The sequence below is a fragment of the Methanosalsum natronophilum genome (assembly GCF_024808815.1).
Taxonomy (GTDB): Archaea; Halobacteriota; Methanosarcinia; order Methanosarcinales; family Methanosarcinaceae; genus Methanosalsum; species Methanosalsum natronophilum.
The window spans coordinates 32391-54080 of record NZ_JANUCS010000004.1; the positions used below are offsets into that span (position 1 = coordinate 32391).

Genomic DNA, 21690 nt, shown 5'->3' on the forward strand with positions numbered 1-21690 from the left:
ATTTAGTTATTATCAATCACTTCAGGAAAAAACGATTTGATCAATGAATGGAGTTGTGTTTCAATATTTGTAAAATCCGTGTTCAGATCAATTGTTTTAACACTTATCCTGTTTCCACCTAACATATAATCATTATCAGGTGTTATGTCTTCATCGGTTTTAGCATAAAGTAGTACTCCACTTACATTTCCCGAACCCAGACTATCCTTATTCTTCACATAAGTATATATTTGATACAGGTTGGATGAATGATGTCTACGCGTATTATACATACTATGGACCTGCATAGTGTTCGAATAATATTTAGTATCGATTATCAATATTTTGTCATTATACTCTACCATAATATCCGATCTCATTGCAGGTAGGAGTTCGACTATACCATCATCAGTATCCCACTCAATATTTGAAGCGGTAACAGAGAGCTTTGAGTAATGTTTACGGTAATATTCACGTACAAACTTCTCAAACAATCTATGCATTGCTTGATCATCTATGTAATGTTGTGATTCTAATTCACCACTCTTTTCACTCATGATCATTGTTTTTATCACAAGAAAACAAATATTTATCAACATCCTATATGTGGAATTATTGCGATGATAAGTTAGACCTGACCACCGGATCCTATACGGATCAAGTTCATCAACGTCGTTGAAATAGATGAGTACTTTTTTTAATAGATATTTTCTTGATGAATCTACGTCATTAGACCTTAATAACAAGTGAGTTGTGGTCTTTAGTATTTGGTTCATGTACGTATTCTTGGTGAACTCATCGAATTCACAGACTAGTTTCTTTTTAACCAATGTCTGAGCTTTAATGGATCCTGTAACATCGATCCTTCCTATAGGCACACCACGCTCTTCTGACCTAGATATATACTCTCGTCCTAATCCACGTCGAACCTGATTGAATATACCTTTACCTAATATTGCAGCAAGTAGGTCATTTGAGTTATGGAACTCTTCTGCTGCTACTTGTGCATAACTATCTTGATTTAGTACCTGGAACGCGTAAGAAAGCATATAATAGATGTTTTGGACCTTTATCATCTAATACTTCCAAAAAGCTTGTTCTTCCACTGTTCAACTTTATTTTTCTCATCAAACCAGTATTCTTCGAGTAATGGCACAATCTCATATTCAATTATGGATCTTAGGACCGAATCAGTAACATTCCCTTCCAAACAAAAGAAACTATGTCCTATCCTAAACCCTTCACCCAACGATTCATCCTGGGCAATAAATTCATTCAATAATTTCACTTGCTCTATTAATTTCCTAAAATTGGGATTATTCGAATTTCTTACAATCGTTTCAAATCCATCAGAATCAAATGCGGGATGTAAATCAAAGAATGCAAACCTTCTCCTTAATGCATAATCTATTATAGCTAAACTTCGATCAGCAGTGTTCATGAGACCAATTATGTGAACATTGGGTGGTACTGAAAAGAGTTCATCGGAATAGATTATACGCAACTGTTGACCACGTTTATCATTCTCGATCAACATCATCAATTCACCAAATATCTTGCTAAGATTACCGCGGTTAAGCTCATCTATAATGAAAAAATAATCGTTATTCTGGTCATCCTCTTGAGCTCTTTTACAAAATTCATAGAATGGACCATGATTTAACTCGAACCCAGTTTCTGTGGGTCTATACCCCATAATAAAATCTTCATAACTGTAACTCTGATGAAACTGGACCATCATGACCCGATTAGTATCCTGTTCTCCCATGATAGAGTATGCGAGCCTTTTAGCAACAAATGTCTTACCCACCCCAGGTGCACCTTGCAAAATAATATTCTTTTTATTTTTCACGAGATTTATGAGGGAATGATACGTACTAGAATTCATGAAAACTTCGCCAAGAAAATCTTCTTCAGTATACTTTGGATAAATGTAATCTTTTTCTTCGAATTCTTCTTCCTCCTCCTCTTCAAAGAACAATTTTTCCAATTTCTTATAATATGAAGTATAAGGTGTAATGTCTGTAAGCATTTTAGTTACAGCGTTCCCAGGATGGGGCCATTCTCCTTTATGTGTCCATTTAACTTTACGAATGTTCTTATATTCGTCATTTCTACCAGGATCAAAAATATATTCTGATTCAACTATACCTCTTCCAATTACCTTAGATTGACCTTTTTTTGCATAAATAATATCTCCAGGTTTCATTTCGTTAGTAAATTGCCAGGTTGCATGTGCAGCATCCCTATAAGTATAATCTTCACCGTAAAGCTCTTTCATTTTAGCTTTCATGGCAGATTTTGAAGGATATTGCCTTAAATCTTCCAATTCACCTCTTCTGATACCCATAATCCCATTTTGGTAAAACTCACCCCATTTTTTAGCTTGTATACCAGGAGAATATATCCAGTACTTGATCTCGGGTGAAGGATCAGGTTCGATTGAACTACTATTACTTCCACTAGGGTTTTTTTGTGACCATGCAGCATAAGATAGTTCAGGAAAACTTTTGATTGAAGAATCTTCATGTTCAAAAAAGGATTTACACTTATCTATTAGTTTCAGATATTCTTCTGCACTTGGAATTCGAAGATCTGATAGTTCTTCAATTTCTTCACCAAAGGAGTTACTATTTTCTCTTAAATAATCTCGGTTAGTTCTATCAAGGTTAAGGTAAGAATAAGGTCTAATCCAGTACAGGCCCATAGTAATGTTCCATTTAATGCCAGCCTGTTCTTTTACAATATTGAATATGTGCTTGAACTCATTACGGTTAGACTCAGTTGGATTATCAGCATACTTTATTGCAATATCGAACAATTCCCATAAATTGTTGATTAGATCTAATATATTTTCTGAGTTACCCGAATAGAACCAGGTTCTCATGTTGTTCAGTAAAGGTACACCTTCAAGGTCAGTTGGTGGTTCGGCTTCTACTCTCAATTTATTTCCAATTCCCTTCATAAGATTTATTCGATTCTCATCGGTCAAACCTCTATTAAAGCAACCAAAGACCGTGAACGGTCCAATGTCATTGAAAGGATCATCATTTTGGATGAAATTGTATTGGAAACCTAATTTATCATATTCCTCTTTTAATATGTTTAGTAGGTCATCTCTGTTATTTTTGTACAACAAAAGCTTATCAGCAAATTCTATAAAGAATCGTGTCCATGTGAACATATTATCTCAGTCCCATATTTTTTAATCTATTCCTAATTATTTTAGTACAGATATAACTTGCATATTATATCATTTTTATTCTATATATGGGAAACAATCAATTTTGTTTCATATTCCTAAAACATGAATTTCTGCGTTTCATAAGATAATCGTGATAATTTCGAGCATACCTTGACAAAAGGTACTGGTAAATTCAATATCAATTCAATATCATATAATTTGGAGTAGACTCATAAAAATATACTTTTTAAGAGGTAGATTTAAATTATTGTCTACAAATCTCAATATTATATATAAAAAGGGTTTTCATGGTTGTTAGATGTCAGTTAAAAGACTCATTATCAGGCACAACCCCGGTAATTGGGATACTATTTTTAGCAGTTATAGTTATAGGATTATCTTTTGTTGTAGTAAATGCATTAATGTCGATAGATACACCTGAGGAGCATTACCAGCGTTTCCTTGACCAGATCCATAACTTAGAGTCCGAAAATGACGTTCAAGATACAGTTGTTGAAAATCTTTTTTCGAATTCGGCTTTTGATGACTGGGAAGCTAGTGTTGAATGGGGATCTAGTGCCAAACTGACAAATAAGTCTGAAAATGGCAATAGTGTGATTCAAGATAACTCTTCCTCAGGAGGATATTTAAGACAAAAATTTTATGATTTCGATTCGGATAAAGATTATCGTGTCTCTTTTTATGCAAAAAAAGAAGGAACTATAAATGATGTTAATACTAGAGCACTACTTTATGAAGATGGGAATAATTTTACAGTAGCTTACTCTGACAATTTCACAAGTGAATTAACAGATGAATGGCAACTTTTTGAATATGAAATAACGTACATTCCTGAAGATACTGAATATATTAGAGTTGAGATATATAGAGGATTAGAAGTTGAAGAAGGATATATCTTTGTACATAGCCCAAAACTCAAAGAAATTTAATTGTAATGAAAAAAATTAACTCGATGATGGATCAATATGTACCGATTCATGGAGAATTAAGTTATAGTTATTACAAGATAAAAGTTCACTAAATTCTCTAAATACATGAATATTATGCCTAGAAAAACAGCTCAGCAGCATGATTTACCATCATCATCACATCCACATTCACCACTATCCATTTCTTTTCCTTTTAGTGCTGCACGTATCATTGCCCATGCACATCCAACACCAGCTTCAACTTTAATAGCTTCATTTGGACAATTCTGAGCACATGCTCCACATTCTATACATGATGTAGGGTTTGTGAGTTTAACATGATCATTTCCTTCAGTAAAGACATTGTGTGGACAAACCTGAATACATCGATGACAATTGATACAGTTTTCTGGATAATATTCAAGTGTGTTTTCAAGATATGAGTTAAACATTAGATCACCTCCAAAAAACTAAGTGTTCCTAGTAGAAGTAAAAGTATTATTCCAGCTCCACCCATGAAAGCTAGTATTGGGATGTATCTGTATATCTCTTTTTTTACTCCTGACTTTGATGTTAATGGAGTAGCACCAGTAAAATTGAGTGTAATATATGCAGTTACTGAAGGTATGATCAAAAGCGGTATTATTGATCCAAGGATACTTGCACCTGGTGAAGTATTAGGGTCAGTCAGGTATAAGATTGAAAATGGAATTGCAACTATTATACCAAGAATGAATCCTTTTGTAGTAAAATCTGATGTTGGTATGAAAGGAAGTAAGGTAGGAAATAAAACAGTTCCTGCAAGTACTGTTGTGATCACTGCAAGAGATGCAAGTGGACCTGCAAAAAAATAAAGGATGAGTGTAAGAACAATTGTTGGTAATAATAGATGAGATAGTTCAATTGGTATAAGGATCAATCTATCTTTTAATGGAAATTTGACTTTACGCATTTCTGGTGTTGTTTTACGCTCATTTAGATATTCTGGTAGATCACTAGCCTTTATGGGTCCATATTCTACCTTGAAGCCAGAACGGTTAAATACCTCATGTGCTGAAATACCGGGTGCACCAAGCTGTGGCACTATTAATCTGCGATGTTCTACTCTTTTAGTAAGTTCTGCTAGTCTTATACGTTTCACAAGTTCATCAGTACCAAACGTACCCTTACCAGCAGCACACCATACATTGATTCCTTTTGTGTCCAGGACAAGAATATAACAGTCAATATGTTGAAGTGAATCACGAACAGAATCAAAACTCAATTTGTAATTAGCTGAAACGATAATATCTGAGGTTTTATCAGGATCACCAAGTTTGTAGAGTCCCGGTTTTACAACATGATTCATACGATCAATTCCCATTCTAGCTAGAAAATGATCAAACCTATCTCTGAACTCGAGTTTACCAGTTGTACTAAATATATCCGAACTTGGATAACTGTGCGAGAAATTCATTAAAGGGAATGCTTGAAACTTAGTATCGCATGAACAAAACTTGCTGTTATCCTTGTTATTATCCATTCAAGAAATACCTCGGTTCCAAATACTATTTATTCATAATAAATACCTTTTTGTGTTGACATTTTTTTGACCTTGTAAAAAACATTTTATGTCCTAATAATGCGGTTTGTGCAAGTCTATCTCAAAATAAATCAAATATAGTTCTAAATTTTTAAATACATTGAATGAAAAAATTTTAATGACAAAATTGTTCATTGACAAATGTTTTTATTCTTAAAAGATGATTATATAATAAGGAATGAAAAAAAGCAAGCAAAAACGGCTCTTAATTAAAATAAGTTTATTTTTAATTTTAACTTTATTGTTCAGTTTTAGTACCGTGTCATATGGTAGTGAAGATGTTAGCGTAGATGACGAAGATACGATTATTCTTCATAACCAGATAATCCATACTACTGATGATGGACCACAAGTATTTCATTCAGAACCCCTAGCAATGGACCAAGACGAGGATAAGGATATTGATGCCTTCAAATACTATATAGTACAATTCAAGGGCCCAATCCATTCTGAATATAAATCCAAGGTTGAGGCACAGGGTGCACAAGTCCATGGATATCTTCCAAATAATGCTTTTATTATTGGAATGAACGAGTCTGTTAAACAGAAGATTGAAGGTAAGGACATAATTAATTGGATTGGAGAATATTTACCTGAATATAAAATATCTTCAGAACTGTTGTACTATACCAGTTCTAATAATGATGAAAATGAATTGATAGTTGATATTACAGTTTTCGATTCAAAAACAATCTCTGAAACTGTAGATGAATTAAATGAACTTGGAGTTACAGTACTCAGTTACAATGGATACAAAATAAGAGCCATTCCTTCTAATATTAACTTATTGAACATTGCTGATATTGATAATGTGGAATGGATAGAAAAAAAGCATGAACTTATACTGTTTAATGACGTAGCTGCAAATATTTCAAAGATCGATATTGTCAGGTCTAATTTTAACTTGACAGGTGAAGGTCAGATTGTAGCAGTTGCAGATACTGGCCTTGATACCGGAAATATTGAGAATTTGCATGCCGATTTCTTTGGAAGGGTCATTGGACTCACTACTGTTAAAGCTGAATCAGTTGCAGACGATCCTGCATTAGGTCATGGTACTCATGTAGCTGGTACAGTTTTGGGTGATGGTAATCTTTCTGATGGTAAGTATCAGGGAATGGCACCGGGCTCTAAACTTTTCTTCCAGGCAATTGGAGATGAATATGGTGATATAACTGTCCCTTTTTATTTGTATTCTTTATTTGAGGAACCTTATGGTGAGGGTGCACGAATACATAGTAATAGTTGGGGTTTTCTTAATACTAAAGGAATTTATACTAGCCACTCCAAACAAGTTGATGAATTTATGTGGGACCACCCTGAGATGCTTATTGTGTTCTCAGCAGGGAATAAAGGACCTGGGCCCCAAACTATAGGCGCTCCGGGTACTGCTAAGAATGTGCTCACAGTTGGTGCATCCCAAAGTTCTAAGAATTCAGGTGACCCTTCCTCACTCGCGTCTTTTAGTAGCCGTGGACCTATTGTAGATGGTAGGATAAAACCTGATATTGTTGCACCAGGTACTTCTATATTATCAACAAGGTCAAGTGTAGCTCAAAGTGATATGTGGGGTTCATATGAAAACTCGAATTATACTTATGCAGGTGGTACTAGTATGTCTGCACCGGTAGTAGCAGGTTCTGCAGCTATTACAAGACAATATTACAATGATACATTAGATCATTCAAATCCAAGTGCTGCACTTATCAAGGCTACTCTTATCAATGGAGCTTATACATTACCTGAATACGATAGGTATGAACAGGGCTGGGGTCGGCTTGACCTGCACACCTCATTATCAGATTTTGAATACTTTGATAGTTATTCGAACTCTGTTAATTTGAGTACAGGTGATTCATGGAATGTGACGTATACTATACCAGATAAAACACATTTCCTAAATGCGACCTTGGTATGGACAGATTATCCACGGACAGATTCCGCGGGTAAGGATTTGGTCAATGACCTTGACCTAAAATTAGTATGTCCCCAAGGAAACACTTACTTGGGAAATGATTTCGATAATTCTGGGAATATTGATACTGTTAATAATGTTGAACAGGTTATCTTTGAACCTTGTGTTGGTGGTAGTTATAAGATCTATGTTAATGCAAGCAATGTTCCTGAAGGTCCTCAGAACTTTGCTTTAGTGATGAGTGCGAAAGAAAGGGAAAAACCTTCGGTTGTTATGGATTATTCTCCTGATAGACCAGTGAACTCTTCAGAGGAATTAAACATTACAGCAAACTTTGATCATTATATGGAATCACCAGTGAACATCACTATTGAACTTGATGATTATTTAGATGTCAACAACCAGACAATGAGTGGTAGTGGGAATACATGGCATTATGATTATAAGGTTAATTCGACATTCAATGGTACAGCTAATGTATCCATAGCTGGTCAAGATAATTTTGGTCTTAAGAATAAACCTGCTATAAATGCTCAGTTCATAATAGATTCTGAACAGCCTAAGATTGAATTGAATGCACCCTTAGTAGAGAACATAAAAGGGCCAGGTATCATTTTCGAGTTTAATGTAACTGATAATCTTGATGAGGATGTAGAATGGATATTGTTCATTAACGAGACCAAACATCTCACAGGTACCGGAACTGGTGATATTCAGAAAGGTGTGACTGACCTGGATACAGGGAACTATGAATGGAATGTGGTTGTAGTGGATCATGCTAAGAACAGGAATGTAAGCAATTCTCACCACTTCTATTTTGAGAAAGATCCTTTAACATGTTCATTTACAGTAAATAAGACAAGAGGTATTGCTCCACTAACAGTTGAATTCAATGATACCTCAAATCATTCAATAGCTAATGAATGGGATTTTGATGACGGTACGATCTTGAAGAATGAAACTAAGTTAAATCACACATTCACAAAACCAGGAAAATATCAAGTAAAACTCACAGTCTTTGATGCATTCAATAACATAGAACAAAAATCTCTGTACATACATGCAGAATACGGGTCAGCTAAAAAACTTTCAAGCATATCACCAAATCAATCTTATACCAATACTAGTATGTTTAAAGGATCACCCGATTCTAAACGCTTGATCGAGAGTACAGGCATTGATGGTTTTGGATATAAGTTCAGGTCAAGTGAAAATAAAACAATACAAGTAAATATCACAACACTTATCTCGACAACAACTGAGCTTGAAAATGATATTTCTGAGTTGGGTGCAGGTGTATTACCAAACTTTTACTATAATATCAGTGTTGATGATAATGAGTGGTATGATAATGTATCAAATGTTGAACTGATTGTATATTATAATAGTACAAAGACTGGTAATCTGGATATTGATGAGAGTACACTGAAATTGTATAGGTACACAAACAATACCTGGACTGAATTGGATCACACTAAAATAACTCAACTAGACGATGATCTTGGAACTGTACTATATTCATCCGGTATAAACACGTCAGGTTCTTACGTTTGGGCTAATCTCAGTCATTTCTCAACTTATGGTATAAAAGGTGAACTAAAACCAGAAGATGAAGATGATGAAGATGATAATGGCTCTCAAGATACATCCACAGGGGGTAGTAGTGGTGGTGGTGGTGGTGGCGGTGCTGGTAGTTCACGAGAACATTATGAGAATATTGATCTTGTTGAGGTTATCTCTAGGTCAATAACCTCCGGGGTACCTGCAGAATATACATTCGGGGAAGCCAGATTACCCTTAACTAAAATAAGATTTGATCCGTTACAGAACTTAGGATCACTTGAGGTCAGGGTAGAAATGTTACATGAGCGTTCACAGTTTGTTGATAGCGATCCTGAAGGAACTGTTTATAAATATTTGAATGTATGGATTAATAGGCCAGGTTTTACTCAAGGTCAACATTTTGAGAATGCATTATTAGAGTTTAGAGTACCTAACACGTGGTTAGATGAACATGGTATTCATGAAAATGAAGTAAATATGTATCGATTTGTTAATGGTGAGTGGCAAGTTCTACCTACAAACGTTGAGAGTTCTGATAATGATTGGCATTATTATATTTCTGAAACGCCAGGATTCTCACAGTTTGCAATAACTGGTATTCAGCCAGAACAGATCAGTGATGATGATAAATTAGATGATATTGATGCTAAGCATGACACAATAGATGAAGAAAATGAACAAGTTGAAGAAGAAATACCAGGATTTGGTTTGATAGTAGCTATACTTATATTGTTCATAACAGCTTTATTAATAAAAAAGGGTAGATTATAATCAGTTTAAGAATCTATAAATTTCATAAAACTTGAGAGTGTGACAGAAAAAAAGTTAACCTACAGTATACAATAAAATATCTCATCCCAAATCTTAGGTTGGAATTAGTATTTTATAACAAGTACCGTGAGATGTATCGATATCAATTTTCCCTGATAATTGGGTTACTAACAGATCAATTATCTTAAATCCAAGTGAATCAAGAGTTTCAATATCAAGATTAGCTGGTATTCCGGGCCCATTATCTCTCACGATCAATTGATAGTTATCATTTATTGTTTTAAACTTAACTGTAAGTTTACAATCATCTCTGCCAGTAAAAGCATGTTTAAATGAATTTGTCACTATTTCATTGATAATAAGACCAAGTGGAATTGTATAGTCCATGTTCAAATAGATCTCATCAGAATCAAGGTTTAGTTCAATATCCTTTTCTTCGTTGTTATAATGTCTTAGTACCGAATTAACTATATCATGTATATATTTTGATATCTCAACACTTGCAAGGTCTTGTGCACCATATAATTGTTCATGAGCTATTGACATAGAACGTATCCGTGTCTGACTGTCTTTGAATGCATTGAGCACTCGCTCATCATCAAATGATCTGGCTTGCATGTTAAGTAGACTATTGATCACCTGTAAATTATTCTTAACACGGTGATGAACCTCTTGAACAATCAAATGTTTCTTTTCTAACTCTCGCACTTTATTCTCAAATTCAATTGACTTTATTTGTTCAGTAATATCTCGGGCAAGTACCATCATGTAAGGTTCATTATCAATCTTGATTTTCCGTACATTTATTTCAACTGGAAACGTATTTCCTGAAGCTGTACGATGTGTTGATGTGAATGTTTGCAACTTCCCATATTCCCACGTATTCCACATGGAAACTACTTCTTCGAAACTAAAATTTGCATCAATATCCATCACATTCATTTGTAACAATTCGTCTTTAGAATATCCCGTATTTTCAACAGATGCACGATTTACCTCAATAAAATTACCTGACATGTCATGTAAATATAACATTTCAACGGACTGTTCAACTAAAGAACGGTACTTATTCTCTCGTTTCTGTAATCTTTTCTCATATTCTTTTTGAGCAGTTACGTCAATATGTGTCCCAAGAACGATTTTATTTTCATTGAGATCATTATTGTTATTGTCGATATTTGCCACATTATCAATAGCACTTCCACGTGACCATACCCAGACAGTTGATCCGTTCTTATGTTTCATCCTGAAATAATTTTCATATATTCCAACCATGCCTCCATCAATAAACTCCTGAAATTTAGATGAAGCTTCTGCACGGTCTTCTGGATGAATAAGGTTTATCCAAGTTTGATTTAAATTATTTTCAGTAAAATGACTAAATTCATTGATATCGTATCCTAACATGGAAAAATATTCGGGACTACAAAGAAGATACTCATTTTCTGGATAATAATGCCAGACACCAGTATTAGAGATAGTGGATAGAATACGAAATCGTTCATTTTCTTCTTTGATCCTATTGTGCATCATTTTAGTTTCAGTAATATCGCTGGCAATACCTATAAAGTAAGAAACATTCTTTTTGTCATCATAATAGGCTGAACCCGTTGAAGTATGCCAATACCAATTCCCGTCCTTATGTTGTACTCGATATTCGGGCTTAGGTTCAGATTTTTTACCATCAGCTATCTCTTTTAAATATTCAAAACAAACAGGTACATCTTCAGTATGAACAAATTCAGCGAATGGATGACCAATGACTTCATCGGTTTCATGTCCCAATAACTGGGTCCACTGTGGAGAAACGTACGTGAAAATGCCAGTAGGAGATAATGTATATATGATATCACTAGATTCTTCTACTAATATACGATATATATGTTCACTTTCTTTCAAGTCTCTATATTCTTTTTCTCCTTCATAGTTTGATATGAATTCGGATAAAGCTAGGTTTAAAATAGTAGATAGTGAACTAAACTTACCTTGTGAAACCATATCATCGATTTTTTTCTTGAGATATGGATCGACATTAGAGGTCATGACAGGTTCATTGTTCTCATTTGACATATAAAGTTAAATTTGATCGAAGGTGTATAAATATGTACCTTAAACTATAATATTTATTTTTTCTAAATACAAAATAGGAACTTTAAATTAACTGTAAACCAAATATAATATTGATGGTAGATCACATAAACGACAGTTCAACAAATAAAACTGAATGCTTTAGGGATGGGAGAAAAGTAACGTTTGGGCAATTACAACAAATATTCATAACAAACCCTGAATTATCTTTAATTGAATGCAGATTCTCTAAACCCTTTATAGTGCATGGATATAAGGCACATGGGTTTGGGTTATTCGAATATGTTGAAGAACCTGCAGAAGAAGTGGGGGTTATAGATAAAAATTCATCGCTGAAATATTATGGGAATATGACTGGCAATCTCCTAGTTAATGCACAGGTAGATAAAAATGAACAATATGTTTCAGGACTCTATATAGTTATAGAAAATGAACAAAAAGTATACCTATTATTTAAGAACAATGTGCCAAATTCTCTGATAGAAGTGTTCAATGATAATGATATCAAGTTAGTTGAATTTTCATTTCGAGATCCTAGACAGAAAAAGCTGATTAATCTGTATAATAAGGAAAAAGGTATCGATTATTTGGATATATTGATATCAGATTCAAGACTAGCTTTTAAGTGATAGAGATATTTCCTAAAACGATAAACTATCCTTAATTTTTTTTAGAATAATTTATCTCAAATTTAAATTAGTCCAGAATCATATTCAGGTTAATTAATTAATAATTTTATAGCCACTGATACTAATTTTTCAGAGAATCAAAAGCTGTATATGGAAATTAATAGAATTATAATCGATCAAAGTTAATTTTATTCTATATTATAAGTTATTAATATAATTGGAAATTCATTAAACCTGAAAAAGTCAATCTAGGTGATATATGCATAAGTATATATCTGTAAAAGTCTTATTATCTACTTGTACAAATATTAATGACGAGGGTTATTTTACTCTGGGAGTATATATTATGATAAAAAATAATTTGATTAGGTTAGCTGCTGTATTAGCACTGATAGGATTTTTGTGCGGGACTGCAGTAGCTTCAAGCGTATATGATACAGGTAACAGGATTTGGGATGCAGGCGAGAATCTCTCTTTGACCTACACATGGACTCCTGAAAGTTTTTCAGGATTCTATTATGACCTCGATTCAGGTGAAGGTTCTGAGAACCTTACAATAAAACTTGATAGTGACAGTGATAGGTCAATTGGTGCTGGGGATATTGAGTATGTAACAAGACCGATATCCACATCATTTGAATATAATGATTGGGGTTCATACCATGTTATTGGTTTTATGGCAGAACGATATTTTGCGGGGTATACTGCAGATTCTAATTTTGCTGACAGTGAGATCAGTATGATGGCTGATGGACAATTAGCTAAAGTGCTAATTGATACCAATGATAGGAAATCCTATTTTCCCGGTTCATCAATTACATTGAATGAAGGATATGTTTTAACTATTGTGGAGATCGATCTTGCAGGTAATAATGTTCTATTATCTTTGAAGAAAGATGGTGTTCAAGTAGATCAAGCAATAGTAGCTGCAGGAAGTACTTACGTATATGAAACTGATATTGGCAGCACTGATGATGTTCCTATGATAGCGGTCAATATCCAGCAAGTGTTCAGGGGTACTAAGACAGATGCAGTGTTTGTTGATGGTATATTCCAGATATCTGAGGATTATGTAAGTATCGAAACTGGTGATAGGTTTGGTCGTATGGAGATCAAGTCGGTTACTGAGGATGAGATCTTAATGGAAAACCGTGCTACGGTCTCCTTTAGTCGTGGTAGTACTATCAATCTAATGGGTCAGCTCAATATTGGTGTTGCAGATGATACAATTCTCAGATTTGCACCTTTTGTTGATATGAGCCAACCTGGTACTTATGAACTAAGAGGTACGGTTACAGATCAGCCATCTGTTTGGACACCATTCAACTTTGAAGGATTTTACTATAATCTAGATGAAGGTATTGGTACCGAATCACTTGAAGTGGAACATATATCTACTCGAACAATCCCCGATGAAAGATTGGTTTATACCAGTAGTGCAGAAGAGGTAAGTTTTGAGCGATCAGCTTGGGGTAAGTTTGAGGTTATAGGATTCATGGCTGAGAAATACTTTGCCGGATATCCTGCGAATGTTCTTACTGATACAAGAGTAAGTCTTCTTGATAATGGTCAACTTTCAAAGGTACTAATCGATGATGATACTAGAAGGTCAGTGTTCATAGGTTCCACGGTTGTGCTTGAGGATGGTTATTCTCTAAGAATCTCACAAATTGATCTTGCAGGTAATAATGTACTTATATCACTTCGAAAAGATGGTACTCAGATAGAACAGGCAATAGTTTCTGCAGGAAGTACTTACGTATATGAAACTGATATAGGAGGTACTGATGATGTGCCAGTGATCGCTGTTAGGTTCGATCAGGTGTTCAGGGGTACTGAATTGGATGCAGTTTTCATAGGTGGTGTGTTCCAGATATCTGAGGATTATGTTACAGTAGATGTTGGTGACAGATTTGGTAAAATGAGAGTTTCTTCCATATCGCCAGATGAGATCGTGCTAAAGAACGATGGGTCAATGAGACTTGCACCAGGTAGTACGGTCAGTATCATGGGCGATGTTAAATTTAGAGTAGCTGATGACTCTAATGATGTACGCTATTATCCATTTGTGGAAGTTGTTACATTACCAGGTGATACACTTGAAATAGATATACCTGAGATTCTTGCTGAAGGATCTTCTGTTGATATTGTAGTGAAATCTAGAGGAACAGCTGTCGAGGACGTTTCAATTTCATTTGCAGGTGAGGTAATAGGTAAGACGAATGAAGAAGGTCTTCTCAGATACACGCCACGTGAAACTGGGACAATCGAGGTAAAAGCTGAAAAAGCTGGATTTGTTAGTACTAGCAAGCCTGTACAAGTAGTCTCAGCTGATGATATGCAGTTTGCTGTAGCAATTGATGTAGAACCTGATGTGGTCTATGATGGTGATACTATCACTATAACAGTCACAACAGCAATCGATGGAGAACCAATGGAAGATGTTGAGGTATTCTATAGTGAAGTATCTATAGGCAATACTGATGGTGATGGACAATTGTCCTTTACTGTAGAAGATCCTGGTGTACACAGAATATCAGTGGAACCTGAAGGATATCTTGAAGCACAGTATAACTTAGAAGTACTTGAAAAAGATATGATGTTCGAACTATCTAACCTTGTAGTATCACCTCGTGAAGTTCAGCCGGATGAAACCGTGACTATCAATGTAGATGTAGAAAATATCGGAACCACAACACATGAAACTGAGATTGAATTATTGGTAAATGATGTGGTAGTAGATACTAAAACAGTTACGTTGAATCCAGGTGAGGTCAGAACACTGGAATTCACTCACTCCGAAGCTGATCCAGGTGAGTATACTGTACAAGTTGGCGAGGAAAACGTGATATTTACTGTAGAGGAACCTGAAAGACGTATACCATTTGTTGGAATAATAGGTTCAATAGCTGCCTTATTGGTTGCTGTAAAACTCCTTCGATGGAATAACCAAGAAAAATAAGTTGTTACATTGCCATAACCTACAATAGGTCATGGCAATCTTTTTTTTATTCATATTGTTCTTTTTGTTTTAGTTATGTTGTAAATACGCATTTTCAATGGAATATTAGGGATTTGCCTGACTAAAAGTTGAATATCTCATTTTCAAATAAAATAAAGTTAGTTACCATGTGAACTATTTTTCTTTAGATTGTAATTCAGTTTAGGATATGTATTAATATGTAAGAATATGTCCGTTTAGTACAATTTAAGTTTAATTATGTCCTAAAGAGGATAAAAAAACAGACAAGATGGGAATATATATAAACCTTAGTTTTTCTTTCAATTATCATGGGAAAATATTCAGTTGCTTTTCTTGCTTGCAATAGAACTCAAAACAAGTACGATCAAATCTGTGAGTGTAACCCTAATTCGTTACTTCGAACCTTTTATGAGAATGATAAGATATTTGTGAAAGACTTGCCTGGGATGTGGAGGTATTATGATTGGCTTCCAGTTGAAGGTATAATTGATGAATGTAAAGGTAGGACGATAAGCTATAAAAGTGAAAAATTAGCGTCTTATCTCGGTCTTTCGAGGTTATGGATTGCTTTTAATGGATACTGGCCTGAAAGAGATGCATATATGATGACATCTACTTTTAAAGACCTGGAATCTTTTCCTACAATGCAACGAGTGAAGGAACAAAATAATGATGATATTATGGTAGTTGCTTCTGCAGGTAATACTGCTCGTGCTTTTGCTCATGTTTGCTCATTAACGGGTCAACCACTTTTATTGGTCGTACCTGAAAAAAGTGTACATAGGTTATGGACCATAAATGAATCAACAGATTCTATATTCCTTCTGTCTGTGGATGGTGATTACACGGATGCTATTACCTTAGCTAACAAGATCGCTGAAATGGATGGGTTCATTAACGAAGGTGGAGCTAAAAACGTTGCTAGACGTGACGGTATGGGTACTGTGATGTTGGATGCAGTAATGGAGAGCGGGGAGTTACCTGAGCATTATTTTCAGGCTGTAGGTAGTGGTACTGGTGGTATTGCTGTATGGGAAGCATCAATGAGATTGATTGGAGATGGTAGGTTTGGTGATAAGTTACCTAAATTACATTTAGCACAGAACATGCCATGTGCACCTCTGTATAAGCTATGGAGTGGTAATGGGGATATTACTTCAACTTGTCCTAATGAAATGTATGATGATGTTCTTTTTAATAGAAAACCTCCATTTGATATTACAGGGGGAGTTAGGGATGCACTTGAGTCAACAAATGGTCTGATATATCCTATCGAGAACTATCAGGCACAAAAAGGTCAACATCTCTTTGAAGAATTGGAAGGTATTGATATTAATCCTGCATCTGCTGTTGCTGTAGCTTCATTGATACAAGCTGTGAAATTGGGTCATGTGGGTTCAGATGAAACTATTCTATTAAACATAACTGGTGGGGGAAAAGAACGATTGAAACGTGATATGAATTTGAGGCCATTAGAAGTATCTCACTCGATCTCAGTAGGTGAGGAGGACATTGAAATGAAGATTATAGATAAAGTATCAGAAGTATTGAGACTTAAAAGACAACAAGGTGAACTTTGATGACAATAAACCCGATATCCAGTCTTACTATAATGGGTGGGGTAGATAAAGACGGGAAAGATGAACCTGTTAGGTATGTAGAAATTGTTGCTGGAGAGATTGTAGGTATAGTAGGTCCAACAGGTTCAGGAAAAAGTACATTGATCGATGATATTGAACAACTTGCACAAGCTGATACTCCAACTGGAAGAACTATTCTGCTCAATGGCCAAAGACCGGATGAAAGTATACGCGCGGATCCTCGAAGAAAACTTGTGGCACAGTTATCTCAAAAGATGCATTTTCTTGCTGACATGACCGTTGAAGAGTTTCTGTGTATGCATGCAAGGAGTAGGGGTAAAGATGAGTCTTTATTTTCAAAGATAGTTGAGCTTGGTAATACACTTACAGGAGAACCAATATATCCTAAAGACCATTTAACTTCACTTAGTGGTGGTCAATCACGTGCACTTATGACAGCAGATATTGCTGTGATCAGCGACTCTCCAGTGGTCTTAATTGATGAAGTGGAAAACGCAGGGATAAAAAAGCAGGAAGCTTTGAAATTACTTGCGGGGGAAGGTAAAATAGTTGTTGTTGTCACTCATGATCCTGTACTTGCACTCATGTCTTCACGCAGGATTGTTATCAGAAATGGAGCAATGGTAAATCTCATTGATACAAGTCATCAAGAACAGGAAATATGCACTAAGATAACCAATGTGGATAATTGGATGTTATCTTTGCGTGAAACTATTAGGCGTGGCGATATCGTGGAGGATAAGATATGAAACTTGTGGTCCTTGCCGGTACTCCAGGAGCAGGAAAAACATCTGTTTTATTGCATACAATTAAGTCCCTTATTAGTGATGACAAAAAGCCTGCTGTGGTCAAGGTCGATTGTCTGTGGACAGATGATGACCGTAGATTCAAAAAATTTGATATTCCAGTACACGTTGGCCTTGCTAAAGATATGTGCCCAGATCACTTTACGATCTATAATACTGAAGAAATGATGAATTGGGCGGATGAAAAGGGAGCTGATATTCTATTAAATGAAACTGCCGGATTGTGTCTAAGATGTGCACCGTATCCTGACAGTTGTCTTGCTATATGTGTTATTGATGTTACCACTGGTCCAAATACACCTCTTAAAGTGGGACCACTTCTGACAACCGCTGATATTGTGGTAATGACAAAATCCGATCTTGTTTCACAGGCAGAAAGGGAGGTTTTTAGAGAAAGAGTGCTGGAAGTAAATCCTGGGTGCAAGATAGTAGAGGCTAACGGGCTAACCGGGAAAGGATCTTTTGAGCTTGCAGATATTATCTCTAAATGGCCAGATGTGGGTGATGATATGGTTTTAAGGTATAGTCCGCCTCTAGCTATTTGTTCTCTATGTACAGGTGAGAACAGAGTAGCACGAAAACATCATATGGGTGTTTTGAGGAACTTGGATGGGTTCATGGAGTATAAAGGTGAATAAAATGTATGTGGAGTTAAGTATCAATGAAAGATATAGAGTCGCTCTTACCTGGTTATAATTGTGGAAGTTGTGGTTATAGTCAGTGTAGGGAATTTGTTGTTGAATTGGAAAGTAGTGATGATCTGAAACTATGTCCGTTTTTGGTACAAGATAGGTTCAGTGATAATTTAGATGAGATACTGGATCTAATGGGTGAAAAGGTTACTGAACAAGATATAATAATAGGGGTTATTGACGGGTTAGAAGCTGATTTCACCTTAGCTCCTTTAAGAGATGAGTGTTCTTGTAGAGAGGATATTCACCCATTTGATACGTCTGTTGATATAGGGATAGATGATATTTTGAGGTATAGGCCATTAGGCTGTCCAGTGACACACTTTGCCAAGGTTATTGATATTGTGCCTGGTGGGATATATACTGTACATATGGTTGGACCAATGCATAGATTAGGAGTTGACGATTTTACATATAAGGATGTAGGACTTTCCATGATATTAGCATTCGATGGCATTATTTCCAGAGGCAAGATTCCAAAGATGGGTCAGACAGTTAAATTTGTGCCTGAATATTGTATGATGCAAAAGGTTCATTCTGGTATGGTTGTAAGTGTTGAGGGAAAGAAAGTTCGTATTGAAGCTATTGATCTTAAGGTATGGTAATTGAATGTCCGGTTATGTAAATAGGGGAACTAAGCCTTATGATGCAGTTTTTAAGGGTATACTGGATTCAAAGATCGATCTTGTTACCAGTGTACCGTGTATTAACCTGAAAGAGCTCATACATATGGTTGAAACTAGTAATGATATTATACATGTGCCTGTGAGTAGGGAAGAAGAAGGTGTTGGTATATGTGCGGGTGCATATATGGGTTTTAAACGTACAGCTATTCTAATGCAGAATTCAGGTCTTGGTAATTCTATTAATGCATTGGCATCTTTGAACTTACTTTATGGCATACCTCTATTGATGATAGTTAGTCATAGAGGTACTGATGAAGAAACCATATCCGCACAAATACCTATGGGTGACCTTACACCAAAGTTATTGGATACTATCGGAATTCCATATTTCATCACAGATAGTGTAATTGAAGTTCATGATATTATTGTTGATGCATGGGAGAAAGCAGAGCTTATGAGGAAACCAGTAGCTGTTTTACTTCCAATCTCATTCTGGAGGTCAATCTAATGAGACGCATTGATGCTATCAAAGAAATAGCTTCTTTTGCTAAAAAGGAGAATGCATTACTTATATCAAATATTGGGGTACCATCTAAGGAACTATATTATGTTTCTGATACTCCACAGAACTTTTACATGCTCGGTTCGATGGGGTTAGTTTCATCTATAGGACTTGGACTGTCACTCGCAAAACCAGATAGAAAAGTGATTTCAATAGATGGTGACGGTTCAATTTTAATGAACTTAGGTTCACTGACAACTATAGCTTCAACTCAACCATCTAATTATGTTCTAGTGATCATTGATAATGGGTCTTATGGTTCAACTGGTGATCAGCCGACCGCTACTTCACATTATTCTAATATTGCAACGATTGCTAAAGGTGCTGGGAACCGTAGAGTTGATGAGGTGAATGAAAAGCATGAACTTAGAGCAGCACTCGAAAATATGTCCAGTGGTATTCTTATAGTTAAAGCTGAACCCGGGAATGCCAATGGTAAAGTGATCGAATTAACACCCAAACAAATAATAGGTAGGTTCATGGATCATATATCTTCTCGACCATATGACTTAGTTTGAAATTTCCTTTAATGACCTGATATTTTAAATCCTGTGCAATTTTTTCTGCTCTTTTCCTATCAGATTGTCTTAATACAATGGGTACATTATGTTGATTCCCATCCATTTCAAAATTAACTTGGCCTAAATTTGCAATAAAAACGTCATTTTCACACAGTGTGGAACAAAGACCACAATTGAAACATAAGTATCTATCTAAAGATAATTTACTATTTTTGTAATAAATAGCTTTCATTGGACATTCATTAATCGGTTCACATTCGTTACAATCAGTACATTCGTCGGGACAAAATTGAACTGTAAGGTCAGTATCAGTCCACGCATCAGCATAAGTAGAACTACTGATCATAATTCTGTCATGGACATCGTTGATTACCATAGGGATATCACTATCAGTTTTAAGGATTGCATCAAGTACTGATGTTGTTATCACAGGGATTGCGATACCCCAAGATGCTATGCATTCAGGCCCAGCACTTGTCTTAAATCCTCCCATAAGCGCTGGGTTCATATGATGGATATCAGCAACACATGCAAGATTAGGTTTTTCAGGTGTACTTCGAGTTCCATCTCCGATGATAAACCCTTCTGCACCATTGATTAGAACACGTGTTCCAATTCCTATAGTATCCATAAGAGGATCGTTTTGAAGCGGATTAATTGAACCACAACCAGATAATGTGCTGGCTTTCATATTAGGTTCGAATTGGGTAGTATGGAATATTGAAGATACTGGGGTGTTAGAGCAATTTACAAAAGCAGCATAGTTCTTGAACGCGTGACGTGTAGAATACAGTTTAGCATAAGGTATATCTTGTAGCTTAATATTTGTATTAAATGAATAGTTAGTATCAGTTGTTATCGATACCTGTATGTCCTTTCCTTCTACCAAATCCCTGAAAAGGTGACCAGCACCATATTGTTTATTCTCTATAGAATGTACTGTTCCAAAAATCATGATGTCAATGACACCAAGACTTTCGTTAGGACATGGTCCAACATATGCAGGAACTCCGTTCATAGTTACCTTCAATGCTTTCCTGAAACTAATAGGAGTATCAATAGGAAATGACATGACTGCATAAGTACCACTCATAATAGCTCTAGTGGCAGTTGTTATAACATCAATATCTTTTAATTGAACATTTTCTCCTTTTTTGACTAGGTCTTTAACTTCATTAGCTGTCAGAACCACAGCTTCATTATTTTTGAGTTTTTCATTTATAGTTTGAAATGACTTATTCATCGAAATCCTCTAATTC

16 protein-coding genes are annotated in these 21690 nt (G+C 35.5%); 10 read left to right on the forward strand and 6 right to left on the reverse strand.

From position 1 onward, the window contains the following. Positions 1-2: 2 nt before the first annotated feature. Positions 3-1055 carry a 5-methylcytosine-specific restriction endonuclease system specificity protein McrC gene (gene mcrC / locus J2T59_RS03355; RefSeq protein WP_259133939.1) on the reverse strand — a complete coding sequence of 351 codons (1053 nt, stop codon included), beginning with the start codon at positions 1053-1055 and terminating at the stop codon, positions 3-5. Continuing rightward, positions 1052-3163, reverse strand: coding sequence for an AAA family ATPase (locus tag J2T59_RS03360; RefSeq protein ID WP_259133940.1), 2112 nt, complete (start codon positions 3161-3163; stop codon positions 1052-1054). The genes mcrC and J2T59_RS03360 overlap by 4 nt, the downstream gene beginning before the upstream one ends. A 308-nt stretch (positions 3164-3471) precedes the next feature. Here J2T59_RS03360 and J2T59_RS03365 point away from each other — a divergent pair, with 308 nt between their 5' ends. Continuing rightward, entirely contained in the window at positions 3472-4113 is a 642-nt protein-coding gene (locus J2T59_RS03365) for a hypothetical protein (protein ID WP_259133942.1), read from the forward strand. A 131-nt stretch (positions 4114-4244) separates the two neighbouring features. On the opposite strand, the gene hgcB is transcribed toward J2T59_RS03365, so the two are convergent. Together hgcB and hgcA are read right to left on the reverse strand one after the other, a co-directional pair. After that, positions 4245-4544 (reverse strand): mercury methylation ferredoxin HgcB, encoded by a 300-nt coding sequence (gene hgcB, locus J2T59_RS03370; RefSeq protein ID WP_259133944.1) that lies wholly within the window; start codon positions 4542-4544, stop codon positions 4245-4247. After that, the gene (hgcA, locus tag J2T59_RS03375) at positions 4544-5614 is read right to left on the reverse strand and encodes a mercury methylation corrinoid protein HgcA (protein ID WP_259133946.1); all 1071 of its coding nucleotides are present in this window, start codon (positions 5612-5614) and stop codon (positions 4544-4546) included. Before hgcA ends, hgcB begins: the two co-directional genes overlap by 1 nt. Before the next feature lie 319 nt (positions 5615-5933). On the opposite strand from hgcA, the gene J2T59_RS03380 reads away from it, so the two are divergent. Beyond that, positions 5934-9923 carry a PGF-pre-PGF domain-containing protein gene (locus tag J2T59_RS03380; RefSeq protein WP_259133948.1) on the forward strand — a complete coding sequence of 1330 codons (3990 nt, stop codon included), beginning with the start codon at positions 5934-5936 and terminating at the stop codon, positions 9921-9923. A 93-nt stretch (positions 9924-10016) separates the two neighbouring features. Here the strand turns inward: J2T59_RS03380 and J2T59_RS03385 are convergent, their stop codons facing one another. Next, positions 10017-11993, reverse strand: a complete 1977-nt coding sequence (locus J2T59_RS03385) for a PAS domain-containing sensor histidine kinase (protein ID WP_259133949.1) — start codon at positions 11991-11993, stop codon at positions 10017-10019. 113 nt (positions 11994-12106) lie between these two features. On the opposite strand from J2T59_RS03385, the gene J2T59_RS03390 reads away from it, so the two are divergent. The 8 genes from J2T59_RS03390 (at position 12107) to comE (ending at position 20428) form a co-directional block, all read left to right on the forward strand. Then, positions 12107-12640, forward strand: coding sequence for a hypothetical protein (locus J2T59_RS03390; protein WP_259133950.1), 534 nt, complete (start codon positions 12107-12109; stop codon positions 12638-12640). 346 nt (positions 12641-12986) lie between these two features. After that, a complete protein-coding gene (locus J2T59_RS03395; RefSeq protein ID WP_259133951.1) occupies positions 12987-15602 on the forward strand; it encodes an MA0829/MM1976 family S-layer protein in 2616 nt (871 codons plus the stop codon). Positions 15603-15931: 329 nt separating this feature from the next. Then, positions 15932-17203, forward strand: a complete 1272-nt coding sequence (locus J2T59_RS03400; RefSeq protein WP_259133952.1) for a cysteate synthase — start codon at positions 15932-15934, stop codon at positions 17201-17203. Further along, positions 17203-17973 carry an ATP-binding cassette domain-containing protein gene (locus J2T59_RS03405; protein WP_259133953.1) on the forward strand — a complete coding sequence of 257 codons (771 nt, stop codon included), beginning with the start codon at positions 17203-17205 and terminating at the stop codon, positions 17971-17973. Before J2T59_RS03400 ends, J2T59_RS03405 begins: the two co-directional genes overlap by 1 nt. After that, on the forward strand, positions 17970-18668 hold the full coding sequence (locus J2T59_RS03410) for a GTP-binding protein (RefSeq protein ID WP_259133954.1): 699 nt from the start codon (positions 17970-17972) through the stop codon (positions 18666-18668). Before J2T59_RS03405 ends, J2T59_RS03410 begins: the two co-directional genes overlap by 4 nt. Before the next feature lie 23 nt (positions 18669-18691). Further along, positions 18692-19327, forward strand: a complete 636-nt coding sequence (locus J2T59_RS03415; RefSeq protein ID WP_259133956.1) for a (Fe-S)-binding protein — start codon at positions 18692-18694, stop codon at positions 19325-19327. Positions 19328-19331: 4 nt separating this feature from the next. Continuing rightward, positions 19332-19856, forward strand: coding sequence for a sulfopyruvate decarboxylase subunit alpha (gene comD / locus J2T59_RS03420; RefSeq protein WP_259133957.1), 525 nt, complete (start codon positions 19332-19334; stop codon positions 19854-19856). Then, entirely contained in the window at positions 19856-20428 is a 573-nt protein-coding gene (comE, locus tag J2T59_RS03425; RefSeq protein WP_259133959.1) for a sulfopyruvate decarboxylase subunit beta, read from the forward strand. The genes comD and comE overlap by 1 nt, the downstream gene beginning before the upstream one ends. On the opposite strand, the gene J2T59_RS03430 is transcribed toward comE, so the two are convergent. After that, entirely contained in the window at positions 20388-21674 is a 1287-nt protein-coding gene (locus tag J2T59_RS03430) for a methanogenesis marker 16 metalloprotein (protein ID WP_259133961.1), read from the reverse strand. The two genes, comE and J2T59_RS03430, sit on opposite strands and share 41 nt — an antisense overlap. Positions 21675-21690: the final 16 nt, after the last annotated feature.

Bases quoted from the DNA above. Each gene is read 5' to 3' on its own strand.
- J2T59_RS03385 (WP_259133949.1), bottom strand. From the start codon at position 11,993: ATGTCAAATGAGAACAATGAACCTGTCATGACCTCTAATGTCGATCCA.
- J2T59_RS03365 (WP_259133942.1), top strand. From the start codon at position 3,472: ATGGTTGTTAGATGTCAGTTAAAAGACTCATTATCAGGCACAACCCCG.
- mcrC (WP_259133939.1), bottom strand. From the start codon at position 1,055: ATGATAAAGGTCCAAAACATCTATTATATGCTTTCTTACGCGTTCCAG.
- J2T59_RS03395 (WP_259133951.1), top strand. From the start codon at position 12,987: ATGATAAAAAATAATTTGATTAGGTTAGCTGCTGTATTAGCACTGATA.
- comD (WP_259133957.1), top strand. From the start codon at position 19,332: ATGTCCGGTTATGTAAATAGGGGAACTAAGCCTTATGATGCAGTTTTT.
- J2T59_RS03390 (WP_259133950.1), top strand. From the start codon at position 12,107: ATGGTAGATCACATAAACGACAGTTCAACAAATAAAACTGAATGCTTT.
- J2T59_RS03360 (WP_259133940.1), bottom strand. From the start codon at position 3,163: ATGTTCACATGGACACGATTCTTTATAGAATTTGCTGATAAGCTTTTG.
- J2T59_RS03430 (WP_259133961.1), bottom strand. From the start codon at position 21,674: ATGAATAAGTCATTTCAAACTATAAATGAAAAACTCAAAAATAATGAA.
- J2T59_RS03405 (WP_259133953.1), top strand. From the start codon at position 17,203: ATGACAATAAACCCGATATCCAGTCTTACTATAATGGGTGGGGTAGAT.
- hgcB (WP_259133944.1), bottom strand. From the start codon at position 4,544: ATGTTTAACTCATATCTTGAAAACACACTTGAATATTATCCAGAAAAC.
- J2T59_RS03400 (WP_259133952.1), top strand. From the start codon at position 15,932: ATGGGAAAATATTCAGTTGCTTTTCTTGCTTGCAATAGAACTCAAAAC.
- J2T59_RS03410 (WP_259133954.1), top strand. From the start codon at position 17,970: ATGAAACTTGTGGTCCTTGCCGGTACTCCAGGAGCAGGAAAAACATCT.
- J2T59_RS03415 (WP_259133956.1), top strand. From the start codon at position 18,692: ATGAAAGATATAGAGTCGCTCTTACCTGGTTATAATTGTGGAAGTTGT.
- hgcA (WP_259133946.1), bottom strand. From the start codon at position 5,614: ATGGATAATAACAAGGATAACAGCAAGTTTTGTTCATGCGATACTAAG.
- comE (WP_259133959.1), top strand. From the start codon at position 19,856: ATGAGACGCATTGATGCTATCAAAGAAATAGCTTCTTTTGCTAAAAAG.